The 25,507-nt window shown below is 51.1% G+C and carries 16 protein-coding genes; 12 read left to right on the top strand and 4 right to left on the bottom strand.

All coding sequences use genetic code 11. The annotated features are described in order from the left end of the window. Positions 1-5 precede the first annotated feature (5 nt). Genes zipA through QWI17_RS07070 form a run of 6 tightly spaced genes read left to right on the top strand, consistent with a single transcriptional unit; the run spans position 6 to position 5,633 of the window. Positions 6-959 carry a cell division protein ZipA gene (gene zipA, locus QWI17_RS07045; protein WP_302721811.1) on the top strand — a complete coding sequence of 318 codons (954 nt, stop codon included), beginning with the start codon at positions 6-8 and terminating at the stop codon, positions 957-959. Between the two features lie 11 nt (positions 960-970). Next, a complete protein-coding gene (gene ligA, locus QWI17_RS07050) occupies positions 971-3,007 on the top strand; it encodes an NAD-dependent DNA ligase LigA (protein ID WP_302721812.1) in 2,037 nt (678 codons plus the stop codon). Between the two features lie 18 nt (positions 3,008-3,025). Next, complete coding sequence (locus tag QWI17_RS07055; RefSeq protein ID WP_302721813.1) at positions 3,026-3,451, top strand: hypothetical protein; 426 nt, start codon at positions 3,026-3,028, stop codon at positions 3,449-3,451. A 3-nt stretch (positions 3,452-3,454) separates the two neighbouring features. Beyond that, on the top strand, positions 3,455-4,426 hold the full coding sequence (gene hemB, locus QWI17_RS07060; RefSeq protein WP_302721814.1) for a porphobilinogen synthase: 972 nt from the start codon (positions 3,455-3,457) through the stop codon (positions 4,424-4,426). Between the two features lie 9 nt (positions 4,427-4,435). Continuing rightward, the gene (locus QWI17_RS07065; protein ID WP_302721815.1) at positions 4,436-4,756 is read left to right on the top strand and encodes a DUF3012 domain-containing protein; all 321 of its coding nucleotides are present in this window, start codon (positions 4,436-4,438) and stop codon (positions 4,754-4,756) included. Positions 4,757-4,799: 43 nt separating this feature from the next. After that, positions 4,800-5,633 (top strand): ion transporter, encoded by an 834-nt coding sequence (locus tag QWI17_RS07070; RefSeq protein WP_302721816.1) that lies wholly within the window; start codon positions 4,800-4,802, stop codon positions 5,631-5,633. 31 nt (positions 5,634-5,664) lie between these two features. Here QWI17_RS07070 and QWI17_RS07075 read toward each other — a convergent pair whose 3' ends face one another. Next, the gene (locus tag QWI17_RS07075; protein WP_302721817.1) at positions 5,665-6,243 is read right to left on the bottom strand and encodes a response regulator; all 579 of its coding nucleotides are present in this window, start codon (positions 6,241-6,243) and stop codon (positions 5,665-5,667) included. A 127-nt stretch (positions 6,244-6,370) separates the two neighbouring features. Here QWI17_RS07075 and QWI17_RS07080 point away from each other — a divergent pair, with 127 nt between their 5' ends. Continuing rightward, positions 6,371-7,228, top strand: a complete 858-nt coding sequence (locus tag QWI17_RS07080; protein ID WP_302721818.1) for an ATP-binding protein — start codon at positions 6,371-6,373, stop codon at positions 7,226-7,228. A 28-nt stretch (positions 7,229-7,256) separates the two neighbouring features. Here QWI17_RS07080 and glgA read toward each other — a convergent pair whose 3' ends face one another. Continuing rightward, positions 7,257-8,765: a glycogen synthase GlgA gene (gene glgA / locus QWI17_RS07085; RefSeq protein ID WP_302721819.1), complete on the bottom strand. Its 1,509-nt coding sequence runs from the start codon at positions 8,763-8,765 to the stop codon at positions 7,257-7,259. Positions 8,766-8,786: 21 nt separating this feature from the next. Further along, positions 8,787-11,000, bottom strand: coding sequence for a 1,4-alpha-glucan branching protein GlgB (glgB, locus tag QWI17_RS07090; protein WP_302721820.1), 2,214 nt, complete (start codon positions 10,998-11,000; stop codon positions 8,787-8,789). Positions 11,001-11,430: 430 nt separating this feature from the next. Between glgB and glgC the strand changes: the two genes are divergently transcribed. Genes glgC through QWI17_RS07110 form a run of 4 tightly spaced genes read left to right on the top strand, consistent with a single transcriptional unit; the run spans position 11,431 to position 16,369 of the window. Further along, entirely contained in the window at positions 11,431-12,684 is a 1,254-nt protein-coding gene (gene glgC / locus QWI17_RS07095) for a glucose-1-phosphate adenylyltransferase (RefSeq protein WP_302721821.1), read from the top strand. 10 nt (positions 12,685-12,694) lie between these two features. Further along, positions 12,695-14,419 carry a glycoside hydrolase family 57 protein gene (locus tag QWI17_RS07100; protein WP_302721822.1) on the top strand — a complete coding sequence of 575 codons (1,725 nt, stop codon included), beginning with the start codon at positions 12,695-12,697 and terminating at the stop codon, positions 14,417-14,419. A 2-nt stretch (positions 14,420-14,421) separates the two neighbouring features. Further along, on the top strand, positions 14,422-15,999 hold the full coding sequence (gene malQ, locus QWI17_RS07105) for a 4-alpha-glucanotransferase (RefSeq protein WP_302721823.1): 1,578 nt from the start codon (positions 14,422-14,424) through the stop codon (positions 15,997-15,999). Between the two features lie 22 nt (positions 16,000-16,021). Beyond that, the gene (locus QWI17_RS07110; protein ID WP_302721824.1) at positions 16,022-16,369 is read left to right on the top strand and encodes a PilZ domain-containing protein; all 348 of its coding nucleotides are present in this window, start codon (positions 16,022-16,024) and stop codon (positions 16,367-16,369) included. Between the two features lie 157 nt (positions 16,370-16,526). On the opposite strand, the gene QWI17_RS07115 is transcribed toward QWI17_RS07110, so the two are convergent. After that, the gene (locus QWI17_RS07115; RefSeq protein ID WP_302721825.1) at positions 16,527-18,584 is read right to left on the bottom strand and encodes a TonB-dependent receptor; all 2,058 of its coding nucleotides are present in this window, start codon (positions 18,582-18,584) and stop codon (positions 16,527-16,529) included. A 650-nt stretch (positions 18,585-19,234) separates the two neighbouring features. Between QWI17_RS07115 and uvrA the strand changes: the two genes are divergently transcribed. After that, on the top strand, positions 19,235-24,877 hold the full coding sequence (gene uvrA / locus QWI17_RS23740; RefSeq protein ID WP_370659594.1) for an excinuclease ABC subunit UvrA: 5,643 nt from the start codon (positions 19,235-19,237) through the stop codon (positions 24,875-24,877). Positions 24,878-25,507: the final 630 nt, after the last annotated feature.

Consider the following 25,507-nt stretch of genomic DNA (forward strand, 5'->3'; position numbering starts at 1 on the left):
GTGCTATGAAAGATTGGTTAACCGTCATAGTGGTTTTGCTAATAGTCGGTATTTTACTCGATGGTTGGCGTCGTATGCGGCTGGCGAGTAAAGACAATATTCGGGTTTCTAAGCGCGCGCGTAAATTTGATTCGCGCGGCACGGATGATGAACACCTGTACCCCAGTGAGTTGCCCAATGGCGGCGCTCGGGTAATCGCTAAACGGCCTGTTCATGGCAATTCAAGTCATCAACAAAAACAAACCAGTAGAGTTGAAAATACGGCTTCGACCAAATCCGGTCAAATACCCCAGCAAGTATCTCTCAATTTAGATGAATCGGTTCCGATGTTGATGGAATCAGTTGAACCACAGCAAAAAGCCGAAGCCGAATCTGCCGAGGCACACGTTGAATCAGCTTTCGAATCATCCACAGGAGCAATTGCGGACGAGCGGGTAGAGCCTAAGTTTTCCGCACTTGACGAGACTGAGTTTGCCGCGGATGAGCCAGTTTTTTCCGAGCCGCAGGAGGAAGCACCAGCGCAGCCAGATGAAGTCATTATTATCAATGTGATGGCGCGTGAAGGAACTCAATTTGCGGGTGATCAGCTACTTGATGTGCTCTTGCAGTGTGGTATGCGCTATGGAGAGATGAATATTTTTCATCGCCACGCGCAAGACAGTGGCGACGGGCCGGTACAGTTTAGTTTGGCGAATATGGTACAACCAGGCACCTTCGATTTGGACGGCATGGATAACTTCACAACCCCGGGGGTTAGCTTGTTTTTAACTCTGCCTATGCGCAGCGACAGTATTAAGGCATTTGACAACATGCGCTACACCGCGCAAACCGTTGCCGAGACGCTTTCCGGCGAGTTAAAAGATGAACAGAGAAGTGTAATGACACGTCAAACGATGGAGCATTGCCGCCAACGTATTGCGGAATACGAGCGTAAACGCTTGTCGCGCGCCAGTCACTAAGGGGACGGATAGTGACAACGCCAGCGTCAATCGATGATGCGCGCAAGCGTTCGCAATTACTGCGCGATGAAATCGATGAACACAATTATCGCTACTATGCGCTCGATGCTCCTTCCATTCCAGATGCAGAGTATGACCGGCTTCTCAATGAATTGCGGGAGCTAGAGAACGACTACCCTGAATTAGTGGATAGCGCCTCGCCAACGCAACGTGTGGGTGCCGCACCACTTGCCGCTTTCGACTCCGTGGCACACGAAATGCCAATGCTGTCTTTGGATAACGCTTTTAGCGATGAAGATCTGCAGGCATTTGACCGGCGTTTAAAAGATCGACTGAAGTCAGCCAGTGCGATTGAGTACGCCTGCGAGCCAAAGTTGGACGGTATTGCTATTAGCCTCTTATACGATGCGGGGCAGCTCGTCAGAGCCCTAACGCGTGGCGACGGCAGTACCGGGGAGGATATTACCCAGAATGTACGCACTATACACTCGGTACCGCTCAAACTGCGGGGCAACACATTACCTGAAAGAATTGAAGTTCGGGGCGAAATTTACATGCCCAAAGCAGGCTTTTCTGTACTCAATGAAAAAGCGGCAGCCAGTGGCGAGAAGGTTTTCGTAAACCCCAGAAATGCGGCTGCCGGTAGCTTGCGACAGTTGGATCCGCGAATTACGGCAACACGGCCTTTGGAATTATGTGCCTATAGCGTTGGCATTCACCAAGGCTTAGAGCTTCCCGACCGACACACAGACATACTTCATCAAATGAACGCCTGGGGCTTTAAAATAAATCCCAATATGGCCACTGCTTCATCTATTGAGCAGTGCATGGCATATCACCGCCAGCTTGGTGAAAAGCGTGACAGCTTGCCTTACGATATTGATGGCGTTGTTTTCAAAGTCAATCTAATCGGGCTGCAAGAAGACCTTGGTTTTGTTTCGCGAGCACCTCGCTGGGCAATTGCCTACAAGTTTCCCGCTCAGGAAGAGATTACTCAGCTGCAAGATGTGGAGTTTCAGGTAGGAAGAACAGGCACCTTAACGCCAGTCGCCAGATTGCAGCCGGTGTTTGTGGGCGGAGTTACGGTATCCAATGTCACTTTACACAACAAAGACGAAATAGAGCGGCTGGGAGTTCGCGTCGGTGATACGGTCATTATTCGGCGCGCTGGCGATGTTATTCCACAGATTGTGAGTGTGGTTGAAGAGCGTCGCCCAGCAAATGCGCGGGTTATTGAATTTCCCACTGAGTGCCCGGTGTGCCATTCACCTGCGGTGCGCATCCCTGGAGAGGCCGCTATACGGTGTGAGGGCGGTCTAATTTGCCCGGCGCAGCGCAAGGAGGCTCTGATTCACTTTGCCTCCCGAAAAGCATTGGATGTTGATGGCTTGGGCGAAAAGATCATCGATCAGCTAGTCGACCGGGGCCTGGTAAAAAATGTGGTCGATTTGTTTTCACTGTCACAGCAGGATGTTTCCGCACTCGATAGAATGGGTGATAAGTCAGCAGCGAATCTATTAGCGGCATTGGAGAAGTCAAAAACTACTAGTTTACCGCGGTTTATTTACTCTCTGGGGATACGCGAGGTAGGAGAGGCGACCGCCCGCAATCTCGTTGCACATTTTGGGACTTTGCAAGCTATTATCGAGGCGGACGAGGATGCGCTGCTGGCTGTAGACGATATAGGCCCCGTTGTAGCGCGATTTATCCGGGATTTTTTTGTCGAGCAAGAGAACCTCGACATAATTAAAGACTTGCAACACTGTGGTGTGCACTGGCAAGAAACCAAAGTTATTGACGCAGAGAGTCTTCCCCTGGCGGGCAAGACCTGCGTATTGACTGGAAGCCTTGATGCCATGAGCCGCGACGAGGCCGGAGACAAGTTGCGCGCACTGGGCGCAAAAGTATCTGGCAGTGTTTCTAAAAAAACGGATTTCGTGGTTGCGGGTCCTGGCGCTGGCTCTAAGCGGGCAAAAGCCGAATCCCTAGGTTTAGAAATCTTAACGGAAGAGCAATTACTTGAGTTGCTGAACCAATACTCAACCTGACGCGAAAGGTGATGTGTTATGGATTGCGAATCGATTGTGTACGGCTGTATTAAAGACAGCATTATCGGCGAAGGGCAGAGTGAGCGAATCCAGATAAACCGGGGAGCTATGCTTACCTTGCCGCGTGCAGAGGACTGGCCGTTCTTGTGCCAGGAAATGTTTTCTATTCCCGACCCGATCGCGCAGCCTGGCAATTACCAAACCGACGTAATGCATTTTGGGGCGTCTTATCGCGCGGTGGAGTACGAGTGGAATCAGTGGATTGAGCAATTTGAAGGTCTGCTGAGCCGTATGTATTGGGTATCCGCAACCGTACACCTAGAAACCGAGTTAAGTGGCACGCACACGTTCACTTGGGAGTGCAAGCGCAATTTTCATGTTCCGGGCTCTGGAGATATGTTCGTCCAGTGCCAGTGGAGCCACGAAGACTATTTAAGAGCTTAATTTATGCGCAACGCTGATTTTCGTTTTCGTCGCTTGCGTCGTACCCCGGCGCTGAGAGATATGGTTCGCGAGACTGAGTTATCTGTAAAAGACCTGATTCTACCTGTCTTTGTTCAGGAAAATGCGACCGCGCCCGTAGCGATCGACTCAATGCCGGGCGTGGTTCGACACCCGGAAAGCCAATTAGCCGATGTGGTTCGACAGGCCTGGGACCTAGGCATCAAAGCCGTTCTCCTGTTTGGTGTTTCTGAGCACAAAGATGCCGCCGGTTCCGATACCTGGGACGATGGTGGCTTACTCGCGCGCATGATTGCAACGGCGAAAACCGCAGCGCCCGACATCACCGTAATCAGCGACAATTGTTTCTGTGAATATACCGATCATGGTCACTGTGGTGTGGTTAGTAACGGGGACGTCGATAATGACAAAACTCTGCGCAATCTACAGAAACAGGTGGTAAATTGCGCTAGGGCGGGGGTCGATATGATTGCCCCCTCTGGCATGATGGACGGTATGATTGGGGCTATTCGAGAAGCTCTGGATGACGCGGGTTTTAGCCATTTGCCGGTAATGTCATACTCGACTAAATTTGCCTCGGCCTTTTATGGGCCGTTTCGCGATGCTGTGGATAGCACCTTCAAAGGCAGTCGCAGCACCTATCAAATGGACTTTGCGAATGGCCGGGAGGCACTGGCCGAGTCGTTAGAGGATGAAGCGGAAGGTGCGGATATACTCATGGTTAAGCCCGGCATTGCCTATCTCGATGTGCTTGCCGACATCAGACGCCACAGTAGCCGGCCTCTGGCGGTGTATCATGTCAGCGGCGAATACGCCATGATCAAAGCGTCGGCGGCGGCTGGGGTTATTGACGAGGAAGCCATTGTCAAAGAGACAATGGTTGCGTTTAAGCGAGCGGGTGCCGATCTTATTATTACGTATTACGCAATGGATATTGCCCGATGGCTCAGCCGGTAACCTCTCTATATGTCTAAACAACTTGTTATTGCTTTAGTTGCCACTATCTTCGGAATAGTCACCATTGGTGTGGGGCTTTTTGTACTGAGCCAAACACCGGCTACAACGCAGATAAGTCCAGGGCAAGCGCCAGAAACAAAGGATCTGGCTGAAACCCATCTGTATGTTCCTCAAATTGATGCCTCGGGTACTCTCACAGGTCGTGATATCTCTGATTTAACCCCCGGCTCAGAACCCTGGTGTGACGCGATGATGGATATGCCGGACCACGAATTCCAGGCCGAAAATGCCAAAGTTTTTGCAGACCACTGTATTTACACCAAACCATAATTCTAGTGAGCGTTAGCCTGTGAGCTTAGACCTCGAACACACCATGAACTCAATCCGGGATAACTCCCTGCAGGGAAAATTTCACCGTCTGCGCAGCAACAAAGCGTTTGAATTATTCGTTGTGGGCATTATTGTTTTTTCGGCATTGGTAATAGGTGCAAAAACTTACGACATCCCTCCAATTCTCTCGCAAATCATCGTGATAACCGATTGGTTTATTACGCTTTTCTTTCTGGTTGAAATCACCATACGGTTTATCGGTGAGCCTTATAAGAGAAACTTTTTTAAATCGGCATGGAATATATTTGACGCCCTGATTGTTATTGTCAGTTTGGTTCCGATTGAAGACAGTGAAATGGCCTTGATTGGTCGCTTGATTCGTGTATTCCGTGTTCTGAGAATGGTTTCAATTATTCCAGAGTTGCGAATATTAATCAGCTCATTACTTAAAGCAATGCCGCAACTCGGCTATGTTGCGCTGCTGATGTTTATTATCTTCTATATATACGGTGCGGTAGGCAGTTTCTTTTTTGCCCCAATTAACGATGTCCTTTGGGGGGATATTGCGGTCAGTATGTTGACGCTGTTTCGGGTGATGACGTTCGAGGACTGGACAGATGTTATGTACGAGACGATGGAGCAGTACCCGCTAAGCTGGATATTCTACGTCAGTTTCATATTTCTAACGGCGTTTGCTTTTCTGAATATGATTATCGGGATTGTTGTTAACGTCATTGAGTCGGAAAACCGTGCCCGCCAACTGGAAGAGGAGGGCGAGCAGCCAAACCGGGCTGACCTCGAGGTACAGCTTCAGCACCTGCAGGCTTCTGTGGATGAACTGTTAAAACGGGCGGGCAGTAGTGGGGAGCAACGCTAGGGGAACAGTGCTCATGTGCGCGAATCTAGGTTTACAGTAGCGCTTCAGGAAAAAAACGTGTGAGCTTTTTGCGCAACGCTTCAATCTCAATGGGCTTGGCAAGGTAATCATTTACGCCATGATCAATAGCCTCGCGAATTTGACTGGCCTGGGTTATCGATGTGGTCATTACAAATTGACTTTCGTTATAACGGTCCGATGCCAGCATGGCGCTGTGCACCTCCAATCCACTCTTAATAGGCATATTCCAGTCAGAGAGTATTAGGTGAAATGGCAGCGGTGTGTCATACATTAAATTAATGGCTTCCTGACCATCCATGGCTATATCGACGTTAATAAAGCCCAACTGTTCTAGGTTGGCAGCCAATAATTTTGCACAGTATTCATCGTCGTCAACGACAAGAGTTCTAACGTCTGCGGCCTTAAGGTTTGCAGTGGTGCTTTTTGTCTGACTATCAAATTTTGTTAAAATGGCTGAAAGCTTTGTCAGCAACTGTGTTGCACTGGCTTGCTTTTCACTTGGCAGGGAATTGATATTTTTACTTAGCCAGCTGACCCTTTGTCCCAGAGTGTCTTTCAGCAATGCGAGTTCTTCAGGTGAGAAGTTCATGACGGCAGAGTGCTACCTCCTATCTCATAGGTATCTCTCCCTACTATAGAACAGACTTTGAATGTTTGCCTTGATTTTTCAGGTGCAATTGATATGGTTGCCAGCTTTACCCTAAGAGTGAGCGACTATGACGGATGTAAGCCAGCTATTCGATCGTCTCAATTCCCTGCTTGATCGTATCGAGCCTCTGTTGGTGGATAGTACACCTGCATGTGACTGGCAAGCCCCGGCCTTTTATTGGCGCAGTACTAAATCTGGCGGCTATTTGCAGGCTGTGTATGATCCTCATCATATAGACCTCGAAGCATTGCAAAATGTCGACCAACAAAAAAAAGCCATATTGCGCAACACGCGTCAATTTGCCCAAGGTTTACCCGCAAACAACATACTTCTGACAGGTGCCCGGGGAACCGGCAAATCAACTCTTATAAAAAGTTGTTGGTATTTACAAAAGGACCTGGTGAAGCTGATAGAAATCGATAAGCCAGATTTGGGAGATTTAGGCCAGTTGCTGACTATCTTGGCTCAGATGCCCGATGAACGCTTTATCGTCTACTGTGATGACTTGTCGTTCGAGGAGGGAGAGCATCAATACAAAGCCCTTAAATCTGCACTTGATGGTTCCATTATAGCCCCACGCGATAACGTTGTGTTCTACGCCACGAGCAATCGACGCCATTTACTCCCGCATAAAATGAGCGAAAATCTCGAAACTGATCTGGTAGACGGCGATATTCGTCCCGGCGACGCTGTCGAAGAAAAGACCTCGCTGTCTGAACGGTTTGGTCTCTGGCTAAGCTTCTATCCTTTCCGTCAGGAAGAGTACATGTCCGCAGCCCAAACCTGGGTTGAGTCGATGGGCGGGCAGTGGAGCGATGAAGTGCGTGCGGCGGCGCTGCGCTGGAGTATGGCCAGGGGCTCACGCAGTGGTCGCGTCGCCTGGCAATTTGCCCGCGACTACGTCGGCAATCAACGCCTGCAGTAACAAGCCGGCTGGCGGCTCTGCCGGGGCCTCAGCCTGCCACTCGTATTTGACTATCGTTTTCTTTTAGCAGCGATTCGTACAGGTCGACATAACGCTGACTGCTAACCCCCCAACTAAAGTCTTGCGCCATGCCATTTTTCTGCATCTTTGTCCAAAGTGGCGTGTTCTGATAACAAATATAGGCTTTATTCAGTGTGGCCAATAAGCTTGTGGCGGTAGCATCGCAGAACAAAAATCCAGTTTCATCGATGTTATCCACGCCCAAACTGCCTTGCGTATAACCTTCAAGTTGAGAGTCGCTCAAATTAACCACAGTGTCGCGCAGGCCGCCAACATAGTGGCACAGCGGCAGGGTACCATAGCGCTGGCTGTACATTTGGTTGAGCCCGCACGGCTCGAACAGTGATGGCATCAAAAACACGTCGACACCAGCTTCAATTCGGTGGGATACACCCTCATCATAACCAATGTAAATTTTAACCTGTTGGGGAAATTTAGCTGCGAGTTCCAATAACGCTGTTTCATATTCTTGTTGACCCGAGCCCAAGGCGACAAACTGAGCGTCCGTTTGCGCGAGAAATTGCTCGAGTGCAGGTATCAAAATGGCGAGGCCTTTTTGTTCCACAAGCCTACCTATAAAACCCAGAAGCAGCGTATCGGGGGTAGTTGCTAGTCCCAACTCCTTCTGTAATGCCGTCTTATTGAGCTGTTTTTTACTTAAGCTGCGGCGATTATAGTGGCAGGACAAATGCGTATCTGTACCAGGATTCCATACCTTATCGTCTATTCCGTTGACAATACCTGTCAGGTGACGTTTGCGCTGCTCCAATACGCCTTCAAGCCCGCAACCAAAGTCGGGGGTTTGAATTTCTTGAGCATAACTCGGGCTTACAGTGGTAACCCTGTCGCTATATACCAGGCCTGCTTTTAGGTAGGAGAACTCCCCCCAAAATTCCACTGATTCGTGATGCCACCAGTGCGTTGGCAATTGTAAAGCGTGAAAGGTTGCCTGATCGAAAAGCCCCCGATAGGCTAAGTTATGAATGGTAAACACGGTTTTGGGGCGATGCTCGCGTTCGTTGAGCAGGGCCGGTATTAGGCCGGTTTGCCAGTCATGGCAGTGAACCACATCGGCTTTCCAGTCAAGGCCAGCTTCGTTACAAGCTATGAGTTCGGCGACCTTGCAATAAACATAGAAACGCCACGCATTGTCGTGCCAGTCAACACCTAGCTCATCGCCATAAAGTCCACCCTCACGGCTCGAGAAGGTTTTATGGTCAATAAACCAAACCGTTACCCGGCTTCCGGCCAGGCGCGATTGCCAAATTCGGACAGTTTCGCCCAGTATTTCGAGCTCATTGAGCAACTTGAGTCCGTTTGGTTTAGCGTTAGCGAGAGCTACTGAGTATCCCGGCAGTACTAACTTAACCTGTACACCTTGCTTGAGTAGGGCTCGGGGTAGTGCGCCCCCAACGTCCCCCAAACCGCCAGTTTTAGCGAGAGGGTAGGCTTCGCTACAGCAAAACAATATCTTCACAGTGAGCTCCTAAGGGTAAGTTTAGCGGCACTTGAGTACAATGCCAGCCAGAGGTGGCAATGTGACCTCTATGGAATGCGGCTGGTTCATCCAGGGCGTGCTTTCAGTGCTCAGATTTAAGCCGTTGCCAACGTTGCTGCCACCATAGTACTGCGAGTCCGAGTTGAAAATTTCATAATATTCACCCGCGCTCGGCACGCCAACCCGGTAATTTTGCCGGGGAGTCGGGGTAAAGTTGAGGATGACAATGACGTGCTCATCTGCACTGCGGCGAACGTAGCTGACCACCGACTGCGTATTGTCGTGGCAATCTATCCATTCAAAGCCGCCGTGGTCGTAGTTTAGCGCGTGCAACGCAGGTTCCTGGCGGTACAAATTGTTTATATCAGCCAGTGATTTTTGCAAGCCGGCATGGCTGTCATAGCCTAAGAGCGCCCAGTCCAGCTGGCCCTTGTCTCTCCATTCGTCCCACTGACCGAACTCGCACCCCATAAAGAGAAGCTTGCTGCCTGGGTAGGTAAACTGATAGGTGTACAGTAAACGGAGATTGGCAAACTGTTGCCAGTAATCGCCGGGCATTTTATTGATCATGCTGCCTTTACCATGGACTACTTCGTCGTGGGAAAAAGGCAGCTGGAAATTTTCGGTGTATGCGTACATCATGCCGAAGGTAAGACTGTCGTGATGGTATTGGCGGTATATGGGGTCTTTCGACATGTACTCCAGAGTGTCGTGCATCCAGCCCATATTCCATTTTAAGGAAAATCCCAACCCTCCCAAATAGACGGGCCCGGAAACCTGAGGCCAGGCAGTGCTCTCTTCGGCTATCACCAGTGCGCCAGGGTGGCTGCCGTGGCACTGAATATTGAGTTCGCGAATAAAGCTAACCGCTTCAAGATTTTCATTGCCGCCATAGCGGTTGGGTATCCACTCGCCTTCATCGCGAGAGTAGTCGAGATGCAGCATGGAGGCGACCGCATCTACCCGCAGCCCATCTATGTGAAACTCTTTTAGCCAGAACAAAGCGCTGGCAATAAGAAAGTTCTGTACTTCGTTGCGACCGTAATTGAATATTAATGTGCCCCAGTCTTTGTGCTCGCCCATGCGCGGGTCTTCGTGTTCGTAGAGGGCGGTACCATCAAAGCGCGAGAGCGAGAATTCATCTTTAGGAAAGTGCGCCGGAACCCAATCGAGGATAACCCCCAGACCGTAACGGTGGAGGTAATCGACAAAGTAGCGAAAATCATCGGTATTACCAAAGCGACTGGTCGGTGCAAAATAGCCGGTACATTGATACCCCCAAGAGTCATCCAGTGGGTGCTCAGAAATCGGCAGAATTTCAACATGGGTAAAGCCAAGAGGCTTTACATGGCTAACGATTTGTTCAGCCAAATCGCGGTAGTTAAGGTAAGCGCCATTTTCTCCTCGGCGCCAAGATCCCAGGTGCACTTCATAGACGGACAGCGGGCTTGTCGTCCACTCCCACTGTGATCGTTGCTGCATCCACAGTTCGTCGTGCCACTCATAATTATCCAGCGTGTTGTCTATAACCGCTGCCGTAGCGGGTCGAAGTTCGAACTGGCGACCGTAGGGGTCGGTTTTACTGCAAACCTGACCGTTTTCGCGGCTGCGAATTTCAAACTTATATATATCCCCGGCGTGAAGCCCGGGTATAAAAAGCTCCCAAATTCCGGAGGAGCCCCTTGAACGCATCGGATGGAACCTGCCGTCCCACTGATTAAAATCGCCGGTGATACTGACTCGCTCAGCCCCTGGTGCCCATGTGGCGAAAAGCACCCCCGCAATGCCATCGATGATTTTCGGCTGCGCCCCGAGCAAACGGTAGATATCCCAGTGGCGGCCTTCGGCAAACAGGTGTAGGTCGTAGTCCGAAATTTGTGGCGCAAAGGTATATGGGTCGTGACGCTGCACAGGGGTTTGATCCGATGTTCTCCAGCGCACAACATAGTGCTCTGGTATGGCGGCGTCTTCAGTTTGTCTGTAGGTGTAAAAATCAGTGTCGGGAATATGCTGCAGCGGGGCAAAGCCGGTGGCGGTTTCGATTTCTGCGCTGCCACAGCCGCCGGGGAGGTAAACAGTGATTTCATGTTCTACTGGCTTGTTAGGCGCCGCCGGCAGTGAGTGACGTCCTAATACAGAAAACGGATCGTGGTGTGTGGCTGCACTAATACGTTGCATGTCAGTGTTTATATGTAATCCTTTGGGGCGCGTCATTCGTCGCTTTATCCTTCATTGGGTCGCAAAACACAAAACCGTCATAGTTTTCCGATAAAGTGTGTCTCTGACTTACATGGATGAAATCAGTTCGGGGCGTTATCGTATGCATTTGCACTTTTGGTGCCAAGCAACTATTGCACACTATCAAATATCCTTAATGGTAAATACATCTTACACAAGTTTAAGTCATGGCAATGACAAATTGCCGCTTATCTTAGACTACGTGCTACCTTTTCGACTTCAGCAATTCTCAGTGCCTGGAACTGACTAATTTTAATGGCACTCTTATTGCTCTTAATAATTTTGTAACACACCAGTTCACCTCTTTGCGCAGTAGGGTCTAGACTCATTGGGTCTACCTTTAAGAAATGGACAACGATCTGGGTATTTCACTATCCGCTTTTTTGATGCAAGGAGCTACTCACCTATGAGTTTTCAATCTTCGGGACGTTTCGTAAGCCGGCTTACACGCGATACATTGGCATTAGTTTTGGCTGGAGGGCAGGGTTCCCGACTGAAAGACCTAACAAATTGGCGTGCCAAGCCAGCGGTGCACTTTGGCGGAAAGTTTCGCATTATAGATTTTCCATTGTCGAATTGTGTTAACTCCGGCATTCGTCGAATAAGTGTGCTGACTCAGTACAAGTCTCACTCACTGAATAGACACATTCAGCGAGGATGGGGGTTTCTCGGCGGTCAAATGGGGGAGTTTGTAGAACTTCTGCCGGCGCAAATGCGTTTGGGGGAATCTTGGTATGCGGGAACGGCAGACGCGGTGTTCCAGAACCTAGATATTATTCGGCGCCATGACGCGAGTTATGTACTCATACTCGCCGGAGACCATGTGTACAAAATGGATTATGGCACCATGATCGGCGCCCACGTAGAGTCTGGCGCCGATATTACGGTTGGCTGTATTGAAGTGCCCAGCGCAGAGGCGTCGGCTTTCGGCGTGATGGATGTCGATGAAAAGTACAATATTGTAAAGTTTCAGGAAAAGCCCGCAGAGCCTGAATCAATACCCGGCAAACCCGGTGTCTCTCTGGCGTCTATGGGTATTTACGTGTTTTCCACTGATGTTTTGTATGAAGCCCTGGAGCAAGACACCAGTGTAGAGGGTTCCAGCCACGACTTTGGCAAGGATATTATTCCAGGCCTACTGGGCCAAAAAGCGGTACACGCTTTTCCTTTTAAAGACCCTGTCAGTGGTGGCGACGCATACTGGCGCGATGTAGGCACGGTTGATGCGCTATGGAAGTCAAATTTGGAGTTAACCGGGATCGTACCAGAGCTGGATCTTTATGATGATGAATGGCCAATTTGGACCTATCAGGAGCATGTGCCACCGGCCAAATTCATATTTGATGACAGTGGCCGCCGCGGCATGGCAGTTGACTCCATGGTGGCAGGCGGGTGTATTGTATCGGGCTCGACGGTTCGACACTCGCTATTGTTCCCCAGAGTTCGGGTACATTCCTACGCAGAGGTTATCGACTCGGTATTGTTTCCAAAAGTCGATATTGGCCGCCACTGCAAAATAAAGAAAGCCCTAATCGATCGCGATTGTGTCATTCCCGAGGGGATGGAAATTGGGTATGACGAAAAACGCGATAGTGAGAGATTCTATGTCTCGCCAGGCGGCGTCGTACTAGTGACTCCAGAAATGTTAGCCAAATTATAGAGGCTCTACCATGAACAATGCTGTAAAGGTTCCGGTGGTTTTCCTGTGGCATATGCACCAACCAGATTATCGCGACTGTGTGACCGGCGAGTACTACTTTCCCTGGACGTATTTGCACGCCATAAAAGACTACACAGATATGGCGGCGCATCTGGAGGCTCACCCAACGTGCAAAGCGGTATTCAATTTTGTCCCAATTCTGCTAGAGCAAATTGATGACTATGCGGTACAGCTTCAGGCGTATTTTGATGCAGGGGAGTCTTTGTCAGACCCGCTTCTGGGGCTGTTAACGTCGGCCACCAGGCCAGAGCCGGGCAGCGACAAGTTTCGAGATCTACTCAATAAATGCACCCGGGCCAACCGTGAGCGAATCATTGAACGTTTCGCACCGTTTCGTCAGTTGGTGCATTTGTTCGAAACCTGGCAGCAAGACGACGAACTACCGTGTTACTTCAATCAGCAATTTTTAACGGATCTGGCGGTATGGTATCACCTGGGCTGGATGGGGGAGACAATTCGCCGCACGGATGCGCGGGTAAAGCGCTTGCAAGAGCAGGGAACAGGCTACAGCCAAGCTCAGTGTGAAGAGCTACTGCACGTTATTCATCAGGCTATGGCGGGTATTATTCCACGTTATAAAAAGCTTGCTGAAGGCGGGCAAATTGAACTCATCACCAGCCCCCATGCGCACCCGATATTGCCTCTGCTGTTGGAAATCAAGAGCACAAAAGACGCTATGCCAGACGCGCATTTACCCGCCTCATCGCATTACCCCGGTGGGTTGGAGCGTGCTAAATGGCACCTGCAGCATGGTGTCAATGTATTTAAAGAACACTTTGGCTTTGCGCCCAAAGGCTGTTGGGCTTCTGAAGGAGCGCTCAGTGACGAAACCTTAAAACTTTTAGCGGGCGCTGGTTTTGAGTGGACTGCCACCGGTGACTCCGTACTGTTTAATAGCCTTAATAAGCAAGGCAACGAATCCGCTAAAGAGCTGATAGAAAATGACACGGCCCTCCGGCACAGAGAATTCAAAATTGAAGCCAGCCCTACGGGCGTGTATTTCCGTGACGATGGCCTGTCAGACAAAATAGGATTCGAGTACGCCAATTGGCATGCCGATGACGCGGTAGCGGATTTTGTACACCATTTAGAGAATATTGTCGACGCCGCCCCCGATACGGATAACTGTGTAATTTCCATCATCATGGACGGCGAAAATGCGTGGGAGTACTACCCTGAAAATGCCTACTACTTTTTAGATGCTTTGTATCGCACCCTGGCCGATCATCCAACGTTAACGACCAGCACCTACAGTGAATTCTCTAAGCGCAACCATCCGGCTGTGGCGTTGCAAAGTCTGTGTGCGGGTAGTTGGGTGTACGGTACCTTCTCTACCTGGATAGGGGATACCGACAAGAACAAAGCCTGGGATATTCTCTGTCAGGCAAAAATTGATTACGACGAGGTGGTAGAAGCGGGTACGCTCACATCCGCGAACCATGAAACGGCCAAATTACAACTATCGCTCTGCGAGGGCTCTGACTGGTTTTGGTGGTTTGGTGATTATAACCCCTCAGAGAGCGTAAAGGATTTTGACTATTTATACCGTCAGCACGTATCCAACCTGTACGAGCTGATTGATGTGCCTAAGCCCGCAAAGTTAATGAATCCAATCAGCCAGGGAACGGGTGCCCCGGCAAACGGCGGCGTGATGCGCCAAGGGCATCAGGGGTGAAAGTGGAGAGTAAAACCTCTAAGCCCGCCAACGTTTTTAAGCGCCGTACGGCGGGTTGTCTGCTGCATCCTACCTCACTGCCGGCCGAAAAGATCGGCAACCTGGAGCCGCCTTGCGGAAACATAGGTGTTGGGGCACAAAGATATCTAAATTTTTTGTCCAAAGCGGATTTAAAAGTCTGGCAAATGTTGCCAACCGGACCAACTCACGATGACGGCTCCCCATACCAAAGCTGGTCAGCTCATGCAGGCAGCCCTAAGCTAATTTGTTTAAAGACTTTGTGTTTATGGGGTTGGCTGGATGAAGACTCGCTTATACATTCTGCTAGCGTTACAGCGGGTAAGCTCTGTGAAGAGAATCTTGCCCAGCTGCGCGAAGTAGCATGTACTCAATTTTTTGATTTTATAAACACATCACAAGGGAAGTCGGTTAAGAAAGACTTTGAGGCATTTTTGCAAGCAGAAGCTTCGTGGTTAGAGGATTATTCGCTTTTTCTCGCCATCCGCAAATCCCAGTGTGGTCGGTGCTGGTTGGACTGGCCAACCCCTCTCAGGCTGCGAGAGCCCGCGGCCCTTGACAATGTAAGAGCGCAACATACGGCATCTTTACGGCAAGCTCAATTCGAACAGTTTGCGTTTTCCTCGCAGTGGAAGGCGCTGCATCAAGCATCTCAAGATAACGACGTTTTACTGTTTGGCGACATTCCGATTTTTGTTGCACTCGATAGCGTCGATGTTTGGGCTAACCCTGATCAGTTTATGCTAGACACTGAAGGCAAACCCGTCAGTGTCGCGGGAGTGCCGCCCGACTATTTTTCTGAAACAGGGCAGCACTGGGGTAACCCACATTATCAGTGGTCGGCCATGGAAGATGATGGATTTGTCTGGTGGAAACAGAGATTGGAGCGCCAACTGGACCAATATGATCTTATTCGGATCGATCATTTTAGGGGCTTAGAGGCCTATTGGTCGATCCCCGAGGGCAGTGTTGATGCGCGATCAGGTGAGTGGGTAGAAGCCCCCGGCGAGAAACTGCTGGAGAGTTTTGTTGAACACTTTCACAGTTTACCGATTGTGGCAGAAAACCTTGGTCTGATTACCGAAAATGTGGAGTTTCTCAGAAAAAAATTCTCGCTGCCTGGCATGTTGGTATTGCAGTTTGGGCTGGACGGACAGCTGCAGAATATTAATGCGCCACATTACCATGAGCCAATGAATATCGTATATACCGGCACTCACGATAACGATACATCAAGAGGTTGGTTGGAGCAGTTGTCGCCGCAACAATCAAGCTTTGTACAAGAATACCTTAACCACCCAGATGTAACATCGTGGGATTTGATAAAAACGGCTCTGTCTTCTGTGGCTCGTATGGCGATCATTCCCATGCAGGATTGGCTGGATTTGGATAACTCAGCCAGAATGAACACGCCGGGTACAGTAGAAAAAAACTGGCTCTGGCAATTTTCTTGGACGGATGTACCTGACGACCTTTGTGAAAAGGTTCGCCAGGAAGTTCATTTATACGACCGGCTTGGTCGTGACCTCCCGTTTGCGGGAGTAGACAGTGACGTAGTATGACAACAATGCATCAGGAGGCTTTATGGAACATCGTTGCAGTCCCCGTTTCCCAACAGACGTAAGGGCTGAACTCATAACCAAAGACGAGCGGGTTGGCGTAGCACGGATACGCAATGCCAGTACCCTAGGATATTTTCTGTCCGGCGTATCTTCAGGATTGCGGTTACATCAGCAAGTGACTTTGAAATTCTCCCTTGAGGCCGATTTCAAAGTGAGTGGTCGAATTGTTCGTATTGAAGAGAATGGCTTTGCCGTTGAACTAGAAACCATGGCCAGCAAAGAGTATTACGATGCTCGTAAGTTTGTAGAAGCCATTAAAACATCGGCCGAGGCAAAACCTGCCAGTGCTTCTAAGTTAGTAAACCAATAGTAGATTTAAAATGAATTGCCAGGGAGCTAATAACCAATAACAACGCCCTGGTAGTGAAGCCGCTAAAGTTTTCCTTTCCCGATTTATTGCATCAACCTAAAATGACAGCGCTGACAGCAAGCCACCGTCAACACTGTAGGTCTACTCAATTTTTTTCTTAGAAAGCCAATTCGAGTGATACTCTTACGTTCCTGGGCTCCAGTGGGTGAAAATGTCGATCTTCAACCGGTGCAAACTCACCGGCTAACTGCGATGCGTAGTAGTAGTCGATGTCGTGATCGGTACTGTCCAGCGCATTGAGCACATCAAGCGCAAGGGTAACGTTAGAAAACTGGTATCCAGCCCGTATATTGACGATGCTTGTGGATTGCGAGGATTGATCTCCGGTTTCGGTTAAAGGTCTGGGGCCAAAGTAGCGCGCGCGGACACTGCCAAAAAGTCCGTTGTTTAAGTTTGCCGATATACCCAGCTGCACAACATCCTCAACAGCGCCGGGTATATAGCGACCGGGCTGTTCGTCATCAAAGCGAGCGTTGGTGTATGCGTACTCGACATCCAATGTCCACACGTTATCAATTCGGTAATAGGCGGTTAGCTCCACGCCAGAGCGAGCACTGGCAGCGCTTGCCTCTGTATTGCCAGCGTCACCGACAAACAGTAATTCACTGTCGAGCTCCAATGTCCAGAGTGCGGCCGACAGATTAATCTTGTCGCCCAGAAAACCACGTAAACCGAATTCGGCGCCTTTAGAACGAACCAGAGGGTTGACGGAGTCAATGGCGCTGCCGTCACTCGGGTCAATCGTAATCGTGGTTACCCGCGCATCATTGGAATGGAAGCCACTGCCGGCGGAAAGGTAGGTTTCCCACTGCGTACTGATGCGCCAGATGGCGCTGGCTTTCAGTGACACGATATCGTCGGAAGCCGAGCCGCTGTTGCTACTGAGGTTTACCTCTGATGAATTAACGCCGACCCGGTCACTGACGTCAAAAGTGTAATAGTCATAGCGCGCCCCCAAAACGGTGCTGAAAGAATCGCTCCAGGCAATGTTGTTTTCCCAGAAAAGTGCAGAGCTAAACTCATCAATCGCATCTGAGCGCACTACGCCCCGGCGTTGCCTGTTGTCGGTATTGTAAAGCCCGACTTCGCCAATGTCGTCGAGGCGAATTTGTAGCCCCCACCGATTTTCCATGTCGCGCTGTAGAAACTTCGTGTGAGCCGAAACGGATAGCTCACCACCGTATATTCGGCGATCGTCCACCTGCTCGAACTGATCACCATGCTCGGGATTGTCTAGCCGGTAGGTGAAGTTGGACCATAAGTTCATGCCGTAGTCGATGGCATAAGCTGACGCGTGAAGGCGTTCGCTGTCATAGGCTACATTAATGCTATGGCGATGCGATTGGCCGCCGGTAGACAGGTCAATGGAGCCATATTCATCAATGAAGCCACTGCTTACCGCTCGATCCGGTATTTGATCTGCGCTGTTCCACTCGTTGTCGTAGCTCATTATGCCCCAGCTGACTGTGCCATGGTCGAGGCTATGGGTGCCGTTTAGCTGGACATTGAGCTTGCCCAGGTCTTCGTCAATGTCACTCCAGGGGCCTTGGTATTGGGTGTATTCAATGGCCCACAGTAAATCACTGTTGCCGTTGCTCAGACTATCGCTGGCGAGTAAACGCTGGTAGTCGTACTCACCGACGGTGAGTTTGAGTCGGCCCTGATCGCGTTTCGTCATGGGAGTGATCGAGGCCGCCCCGGCGCCGCTAAAGTCTCCAACATCGGCGTAGTAGGGCCCTTTTTGGTAGTGTAGGGTCTTAACCAATTCTGGAATGATAAAATTTAAGTCGGTATAACCCTGGCCGTGACCATGGCTGCGCATGTTGACTGGCATACCGTTGTACTCGGTAGAAAAATCCGTGCCGTGATCTAAATTAAAGCCCCGCAAAAAGTATTGATTGGCCTTGCCGGTGCCACTGTGCTGGGTCACAACCATGCCCGGCACCAGCTCCAGCACTTCGCCGACACGCAGCAGTGCGCGCACGTCAATATCATCCTGGGACACAACTCCTTCGGAGGCGGATACACTTTCGCCGATAAGATTTTGATGCCGCCCCGTCACGTTTACTTCCTCAATCACGGGGTGAGCGTGTAGCAATGGTGTCACTAAACAACTACCGATTAAGCCTGCGCTGGCAAGCGATGCGCGCTTCATGCATACTCCTTAAATGGATATTTCCTATCTCTACGCGGTTGGCAACAATTTGGATTCAACCGGTCTAAAAGGTGCGAAATAGTTTCGTAAAAGGAGCCGAATCAGATAGCAGTAGAATGATTGATTTATCGGTTGTATCAGCTAAAAGATATATAATTCATAGAGCTGTATAACCGAATTGCTGCGCTACCCATATTCTGGAAAACCGCTTGACGGTCAGTTTTTAACATTACCAATGAATCATCGATCACAAAGCAATACCTTGCTTTAATCGGGTAAGCTAGCAGGCCAGCGATTGAGCGGCGTGCATTGAATGTCCGGCTACCGATGTGGCGCAAACCATCATTGATGTTAGCCGATTAAACAATTCGGTTCGCCAAGCGCTAGTGGCAAGCTTTTTTGATGGCTCGCATACCCAACAGCGAGTAAGGCGCCCGCTCGACCCTAACCAGCCTGAATCCCACCCTGCTATATTCCGCTTATGGCAGGTCTGTCGGGGTAGGTGCTATTGGATCCGCTGCATATGCTGCTAGAACTGCTTTAACGCTTATCCATACCGGCATTGCCCGCGTATAGACTCAGGGAACTTGGCCGCCCGGCTCGACTCCTGTATATTTAACCAGTAACAACAACGGTCGGAATTACAATCTATGAGCTTTGATGCCATCAAAGTGCGCGGTGCGCGCCAGAACAACCTGAAAAACCTCGATCTCGACATTCCATTGGGGGAGATGGTGGTGGTCACCGGGGTCAGTGGTTCGGGCAAATCAACCTTAGCGTTCGATACCATCTACGCCGAAGGCCAGCGCCGCTACGTCGAGACATTCTCCGCCTACGCGCGCCAGTTCCTCGATCGTATGGACAAGCCCGCCGTAGACAGTATTGAGGGCATTCCACCGGCAATCGCCATTGAGCAGAGCAACACCGTGCGTACCTCGCGCTCTACCGTCGGCACCATGACGGAGCTAAACGACTATTTAAAGCTGCTGTTTGCAAGGCTTTCGAGCCTGTACTGTTCAGGTTGTGCGCAACCGGTGGTTACCGATAACGCGCAAAGTATTATTGAAAATTTGTACGAAAATTATCCAGGTGATCAACGGCTGATGGTTTGCCTGCCGATTACCGTACCGGAAAAACTCAGTGACGACGAGGTATTGCAACTGCTCAACCAGCAGGGCTATGCGCGTATTCACAGTCGCACGGGCAGCCGGGTAGAGGTGGTGCAAGACCGCCTGCGCTTAACCGGCGAAAACAAAGGGCGCCTAACCGAAGCACTGGAAGCCGCCTTGCACTATGGCAAAGGGCACCTACTGGTTTACCCGTTGGGGGAAGATCGCGAGGCGGGTACACCGGAACGATTTTCCAGCCACCATCATTGCCCCCGTTGCGATGTTAGCTTTGCCAAGGTAACCCCCAGTCACTTTTCGTTTAATTCGCCGATAGGGGCCTGCGACACCTGTCGTGGCTTTGGTCGCGTCATCGGCGTGGACTGGGGGCTGGTGATTCCCGATGAAAACAAAAGCCTAAAAGAGGGCGCCATCAAGCCCATCCAAACCCCGAGCTACGCAGAAGTGCAGCGCGACTTACTCAAGTTCGCCAAAAAGCGCGGCGTACCCATCACCACAGCCTGGAAAGACCTGTCTGCCAAAGATCGCGCCTGGGTCCTCGAAGGTGAGGGCAGTTGGAGCAAAGGGGTTTGGTACGGGGTTCGAGAATTCTTCGACTGGTTGGAATCAAAAGCCTACAAAATGCACATACGAGTGCTGCTATCCAAGTACCGCGCCTATACACCATGCAAAGCCTGTGATGGTGCCCGATTAAAGCCAGACTCATTGTGGTGGCGCATTGGCACCCAACAATCCGCTGAGGCTGCGCTTGCCGGCCGCGCGCATTTCAAACCAGTTGGCAGCGCATTAAGTGATACGCAGTTTGCAGATTTACCCGGGCTTAATATTGCCGATACCATGCGGTTGCCTTTAGCCAATGCACTGCAATTTTTTACCGAGCTGAATGGTGCGACACGCTCGGCGCAAGACGAAGCCACCGAACTTTTGCTTACCGAGATTCGCTCGCGCTTAAACTATTTATGTGAGGTGGGCCTCGATTACTTAACGCTCGATCGACAATCGCGCACATTAAGCGGTGGTGAAGTGCAGCGTATTAATTTAACCACGGCACTGGGAACGTCGCTGGTTAACACATTGTTTGTATTGGACGAACCCAGTACCGGTTTGCACCCGCGCGACATTGATCGCCTGGTCAATGTACTGCACCGCTTGCGCGATGCCGGTAACTCGCTGTTAGTGGTGGAGCACGACCCCCAGGTGATCATGGCGGCCGATCGTATTCTCGATATCGGCCCTAAGCCCGGTCGCAACGGTGGCAACATTGAGTTCTTTGGCACCCCTAAAGCGTTATTGCAGCGCAAAAACAACACCACCGCGCGCTATTTAAACGGTACGGAACAAGTTGCTGTGGTGGCCGCCTCGGTCAATGCTAATGCCGCAGAATTAAACGAGGGTAAGACCGGGCGTGTCGCCGAGGTAGCCGCTCGCTATTTGCCCGCGTTAACCGAACATAAAAAATCCGCGAGTAATTCGGCTGCAATACACATCACAGGCGCGCGCGAGCACAATCTCAAAAATATTGACGTCACCATTCCTTTGCACCGATTGGTGTGCCTCACCGGAGTGAGCGGCTCCGGCAAATCAACCTTAATGCGACAAATACTCTATCCGGCGCTGCTAAAACATTTTGGCGAGCAAACCGAAGCGCCGGGTGAATATTCAGCAATAACCGGGCTCGAGGCGATTGACAAAGCCGTACTGGTTGATCAAAGCCCTATCGGTAAAACCACGCGTTCCACACCCGCCACCTACGTTGGTGCATTCGAGGCAATACGCAAGTATTTTGTGGCCACGCCTCAGGCGAAGGAGCGCAACTACAAACCGAGCATATTCAGTTTTAATGCTGGCAACGGACGCTGCCCCAGTTGCCAGGGCAACGGGTTTGAGCATGTGGAAATGCAGTTTCTGAGTGATGTTTACCTGCGCTGCCCCGAGTGCAACGGCAAACGGTTTCGCGATGAAATACTGGAAATAAAACTGGTTAAAGATAAGCAAGCGGTATCCATTGCCGATGTGCTGGCCATGACTGTCAGTGAAGCCATCCACTTTTTTGCTGACAAGCCCGATGTGTTGCGCACCTTACAACCGCTGGCCGATGTTGGCCTTGAGTACATACAGTTGGGGCAGGCCGTGCCCACGCTGAGTGGGGGCGAAGCGCAACGCTTAAAACTGGCGGGGCACTTAGGGGCAACCCGCAGCAAAGCGCACGAGCACATACTGTTTTTGTTTGACGAGCCTACCACCGGGCTGCATTTTTCCGATGTTGCCACCTTAATGCGCGCCTTTCGTCAGCTGCAAGACGCCGGTCACTCGCTATTGGTGATTGAGCACAATCTGGACGTCGTCCGTTCCTCCGATTGGGTCATTGATATCGGCCCGGAAGGCGGCGATGCCGGCGGCGAGCTTATTGTTGCCGGCACACCGCAGCAATTCATTGAGCAGGGCGGCGATAGCGCGGCTACCACCAGCTTTACCGCGAAGGCGCTGGCGGAATACGTCGCAACCCTGGAACAGGGCGCCGCGCTCAGTGCGATTAACGCATCAACCGCCAGCAACAAGGCCCGCAAAAAATCGAACAACGTGATTAGCGTGCACCATGCCCGCGAACACAACTTAAAGAACATTGATGTCATCATTCCGCGCGATAAGCTCACGGTAATTTCCGGTGTCAGCGGCAGTGGTAAAAGCACTCTGGCGTTCGATTTAATTTTTGGTGAAGGCCAGCGCCGCTACCTGGAATCGTTAAACGCGTACGCGCGCCAGTTTGTGCAGCCGGCCTCGCGCCCGGATGTCGACGCCATTTATGGCATTCCGCCGGCGGTCGCCATTGAGCAGCGCACCAGTCGCGGCGGGCGCAAGAGCACTGTCGCCACCTTAACGGAGATTTACCACTATCTGCGTTTGATGTTTGTAAAACTCGCCACGCAATATTGCCCCAGTTGCGATTTACCCATTGAACCCCAAACCGAGGCGGCCATTGTCGCGCGCCTGCAAAAAGATTTTCGCGGTAAAGAGGTTACCGTGCTCTCTCCTATGGTAGTTGCGCGTAAGGGTATTTATCGCGAACTGGCGCAGTGGGCAGCAGACCGAGGCTTTACCGAGCTGCGCGTGGACGGCCAGTACCAACCAACGGCCGATTGGCCCAAACTGGATCGCTACAAAGAGCACGACATAGAATTACCGCTCGCCACTGTGAAGGTCGGGCCCAGTCAGGTGCAAGCTTTGCAGCAGGCGTTACATCAAGCGTTGGAGCTGGGCAACGGTGTGGTCATCATAGCGCCGGCAAGCAAAGCCAAAGAGCGGCTGTTCTCTACCCAGCGCGCCTGCCCGGGTTGTGGTTGCGGCTTTCCAGAGCTGGACCCGCGCTTATTTTCCTACAACTCTAAGCACGGTTGGTGCACGGGTTGTTTTGGTACTGGGTTAACACTCAAAGGCTTTGACGAAGAGCAAACCGGCGAGGAGTCGGGTTGGCAACCCGAAGACGATGGCATAGAGACTGTCTGTAAAAAATGCGACGGCCAGCGCTTGAACCCCACGGCACTGTCGGTGCGCTTTCGCGACAAAACCATTGCCGAGCTGGCAGCATTGCCTGTGGATGACGCGGAAAAATGGTTTGGCAAACTCAAGCTCAATACCTCAGAGCAGGCCATCGCCCGCGACCTGCTCAGTGAAATGCACAACCGACTGCACTTTTTGCAGAAGGTGGGGCTCAATTACCTCACCCTCGATCGCGCCGCTCCCACGCTCAGTGGCGGTGAGGCCCAGCGCATACGTTTGGCGGCGCAGCTTGGGTCAAGCTTGCAGGGCGTGTGTTATGTGCTGGATGAACCCACCATTGGTTTACACACGCGGGATAACCGCAAGCTTTTAGAAACCCTGCGCGAGCTGCAACAACAAGGCAATACGGTACTGGTGGTTGAGCACGACGAAGACACCATGCGCGAGGCCGACCATATTATCGACATCGGCCCGCGCGCCGGCGTTAATGGCGGTACCGTGGTGGGCGAGGGCAGCGTAGCCAAGCTTATAAAAAACAAACAGTCGCTGACCGGGCAAATGCTGGCTAAGCCCCTGCGCCACCCAATGCCGGGCTTGCGCAACAGCGAAATGCGCAACTTGTGGGACAAGGAATCGCTCGATTTACACGGCGCGACCCAAAATAACCTGAACAATATCGATGTTGCGATACCGCTGCATCAGTTAGTCGCCATTACCGGTGTCAGTGGTAGCGGTAAGAGCACGTTAGTGAGAGGTGTGCTTTACCCCAACCTAAAAACGGTCGTGAGCGGCAAACGCAAAACCAACACAAGTTGGCAGGGCGTAGAGAGTATTGAAGGGTGGCAGTCCATTGACCGCATTCTGGAAGTGGATCAAACCCCCATTGGTAAAACACCGCGCTCGTGCCCGGCGACTTACATCGGTATTTGGGATGCCATTCGTAAACTCTTTGCCGGCACCGTCGATGCCCGATTGCGTGGCTATACGCCCGCGCGTTTCTCCTTCAATGCCGGTGATGGCCGCTGCGACGCCTGCGGCGGTAACGGCATGCAAAAAATCGAAATGAATTTTTTGCCGGATGTACGGGTGCCCTGTGATGTTTGCCAAGGCTGGCGTTTTAACGACGAAACCCTCAGCGTTAAATACAAGGGCAAGCATATCGGTGATGTGCTGGCCATGAACATCGACGAGGCCGCCGAGTTTTTTAAACCAATCTCAAAAGTGCACCACGCCCTGTGTTTATTGCAGGATGTGGGCCTGGGCTATTTAACCCTGGGCCAACAGAGCCCGACCTTAAGCGGCGGGGAGGCGCAGCGCATTAAGCTTGTGGCCGAACTCGCCAAAGCCCGCATGACGCCGGAAGATGCCAAAGGCAAACGCTTTCAGCACAATCTGTATGTGCTGGACGAACCCACTGTGGGCTTGCATATGGCGGACGTGGACAAGTTGCTGCACGTGCTGCATCGGTTGGTGGATGCCGGCAACTCGGTGCTGGTGATTGAGCACAACCTGGATGTGGTGGCCGAGGCGGACTGGATCATAGATATGGGGCCGGAAGGGGGTTCAGGTGGGGGGAGAGTTGTGGCGCAGGGCACGCCGGCGACCGTGGTTAAGCGTAAGAGGTCGTTGACTGGGCGGTTTTTGGGGGAGGTTTTTAAAGGGGGGTAACTTGTTTGTCAGTCGTCCGACTGCAGACATCTAGCTTTGTATTTATGCCCTATTTCGCCGGGCGGGCGAGCTACTTCTTTGATGAGCAAAGAAGTAGCCAAGAAACTCACCCCGCATATCTCAGCCCTGCGGGTTCCCTCACTCCGGCAAATTTGAGCGGTCGGAAAAAATCGCGTTCCCCCGCGCTTTTCCTTAATCGCGCGTCCATGCGCGATTAACCACTCAAATTTACCTGCGTTCGGCTGGATATGATGGGGAAGGGGACTTCGTAGTTTAGTTTGTTTCCATGCCGTCAGACGTCAGCTATCTGTAGTGGCATACTGAATTTGGCCACCTGAGGAATGGTAGATTTGACTTCAGTAAGAGGTTTACCGACGAGGTTAGAGTTTATAACCACAGCATGCAATATGTACCATATGGTGCATGTCAATCTTTCTCATTGCTTGCTAGATTGACCAAGTTTTTGATTGGGCGTCGCATATTCGTATACGACTCAAGCTTGTCTCATATTTCAAGACATTATATCGCGTGTAGCCATGATCCAACAGGTAAATACGTTGCTTCCCATAGGGAGCTAATGACGAAATTTTCGCGTGGTAAAATGTAGCCAATTGAGCCCGATAGATTATT

This window comes from Gilvimarinus gilvus (genome assembly GCF_030518155.1).
Classification (GTDB): Bacteria; Pseudomonadota; Gammaproteobacteria; order Pseudomonadales; family Cellvibrionaceae; genus Gilvimarinus; species Gilvimarinus gilvus.

Coding starts and splice junctions, on each gene's coding strand:
- QWI17_RS07115 (WP_302721825.1), bottom strand. CDS start 18,584: ATGAAGCGCGCATCGCTTGCCAGCGCAGGCTTAATCGGTAGTTGTTTA.
- zipA (WP_302721811.1), top strand. CDS start 6: ATGAAAGATTGGTTAACCGTCATAGTGGTTTTGCTAATAGTCGGTATT.
- glgC (WP_302721821.1), top strand. CDS start 11,431: ATGAGTTTTCAATCTTCGGGACGTTTCGTAAGCCGGCTTACACGCGAT.
- QWI17_RS07055 (WP_302721813.1), top strand. CDS start 3,026: ATGGATTGCGAATCGATTGTGTACGGCTGTATTAAAGACAGCATTATC.
- QWI17_RS07100 (WP_302721822.1), top strand. CDS start 12,695: ATGAACAATGCTGTAAAGGTTCCGGTGGTTTTCCTGTGGCATATGCAC.
- QWI17_RS07065 (WP_302721815.1), top strand. CDS start 4,436: ATGTCTAAACAACTTGTTATTGCTTTAGTTGCCACTATCTTCGGAATA.
- hemB (WP_302721814.1), top strand. CDS start 3,455: ATGCGCAACGCTGATTTTCGTTTTCGTCGCTTGCGTCGTACCCCGGCG.
- uvrA (WP_370659594.1), top strand. CDS start 19,235: ATGAGCTTTGATGCCATCAAAGTGCGCGGTGCGCGCCAGAACAACCTG.
- QWI17_RS07070 (WP_302721816.1), top strand. CDS start 4,800: ATGAACTCAATCCGGGATAACTCCCTGCAGGGAAAATTTCACCGTCTG.
- QWI17_RS07080 (WP_302721818.1), top strand. CDS start 6,371: ATGACGGATGTAAGCCAGCTATTCGATCGTCTCAATTCCCTGCTTGAT.
- QWI17_RS07110 (WP_302721824.1), top strand. CDS start 16,022: ATGGAACATCGTTGCAGTCCCCGTTTCCCAACAGACGTAAGGGCTGAA.
- QWI17_RS07075 (WP_302721817.1), bottom strand. CDS start 6,243: ATGAACTTCTCACCTGAAGAACTCGCATTGCTGAAAGACACTCTGGGA.
- glgB (WP_302721820.1), bottom strand. CDS start 11,000: ATGACGCGCCCCAAAGGATTACATATAAACACTGACATGCAACGTATT.